Raw genomic sequence first — 1,224 nt, 5'->3', positions numbered from 1 at the left:
ACGGCGGCGGCACGGACCTGACCCCGTTCACGTACGCCCTACGCGACTTCACCACCCCGCAGCGCGACATCACCACCCTCACCCTGCTCCGCAGCCACCCCCCACCCCCGAACCAACCCGGCGCCCAGCCGCACTACGAGCCCCTGGCCACCTGGCCCCTGGGCGAGCGCGGGGCCTAGCCGGACGTTCAGTCGCGGGGGAACTCGCCGGTCGTCAGCTTGAGCCCGACGGGGGGGTCGGTGAGGTCGATGTCCACGCCGAAGTCGAGGGTCGTCCCGACGTGGTACTCGCCGTCCTTGGGCAGCGTGTGGACGTGGCACTTGCCGGTGTACGGGTCGACGATCAGGTAGACCGGCACGCCGGCCGCGGCGTAGGCGGCCTTCTTCGGACCGTAGTCGTTGGCGGCAGTGCCCTTGGAGATCACCTCGCCCACGAACTCGACGTCCTGGGGGCGCCAACGGTCATCAGCGCCGGGTTCGGCGCCTTCTGCCATCGTGGCGATGTCGGAGGCGAAGCCGTTGAGGTGCCCGGGGAAGTCGATACGGACATAGGAAGCGGTGCGCGTCCGGGGATACCGAGCGCGAAGCTGATCGTAGAGGTCCGCAATGACCAACCAGTGCTTCTGCCGTTGCGGCGACATGTAGACGGCCCCCTCGACGATCTCGACCTTATATCCCGCGGGGACAGGCATCCGCTCCACCAGCTCGAACAACGTGTCGAGAGTGAGCTCGTCGGTGTCGACGACGGCCATCGTGGCGCTCCTCCCCGCTGCTGCTTGATCGCAGGCAGCCGCGCAGTACAACGATACTCACGGTGAGTCGTCACGGCCCGCCACCACTGCCCCGGGCCCGCCGCCCCCCGAGGGGCTGCGGGCCCGTAAGCTCGTACGCGTGAACGCCAAGACCCGCATCCGCGTCGTCAGTGCCACGCTCGTGCTGATCTTCGCCGTCGTCGCCATCGCCGCCGCCTTCGGCGGCTGAGGCGCCCCGGCCCGCCGCCTACCGGACGCTCACCACGCGAACGCCTCCGGCGACGGCCCCGGGCCCGGGAAGATCTCGTCGAGCGACGCCAGCAGCTCGTCCGACAGCGTCAGGTCCAGCGCCGGCAGTGCCGACGTGAGCTGCTCCATCGTGCGCGGGCCCACGATCGGGCCCGTGACGCCCGGGCGCGTCAGCAGCCACGCGAGGGCCACCTCCGCCGGATCCTCGCCGTGCTCGGCGACCA

At 70.5% G+C, this 1,224-nt stretch carries 2 protein-coding genes; both read right to left on the bottom strand.

Translation table 11 applies throughout. From position 1 onward, the window contains the following. Positions 1-187: 187 nt before the first annotated feature. Complete coding sequence (locus H5J30_RS34285; RefSeq protein WP_181791717.1) at positions 188-751, bottom strand: Uma2 family endonuclease; 564 nt, start codon at positions 749-751, stop codon at positions 188-190. 258 nt (positions 752-1,009) lie between these two features. After that, positions 1,010-1,224, bottom strand: a 215-nt coding sequence (locus H5J30_RS34280) for an aldo/keto reductase (RefSeq protein ID WP_181791716.1), incomplete at its 5' end; no start/stop codon positions are given.

This window comes from Streptomyces phytophilus (assembly GCF_013870535.1).
Classification (GTDB): domain Bacteria; phylum Actinomycetota; class Actinomycetes; order Streptomycetales; family Streptomycetaceae; genus Streptomyces; species Streptomyces phytophilus.
This window is presented reverse-complemented; position numbering and strand designations above follow the sequence as displayed.

What these genes read in the sequence shown, in the direction of transcription:
- H5J30_RS34285 (WP_181791717.1), bottom strand. Translation starts at nt 751, where the DNA reads ATGGCCGTCGTCGACACCGACGAGCTCACTCTCGACACGTTGTTCGAG.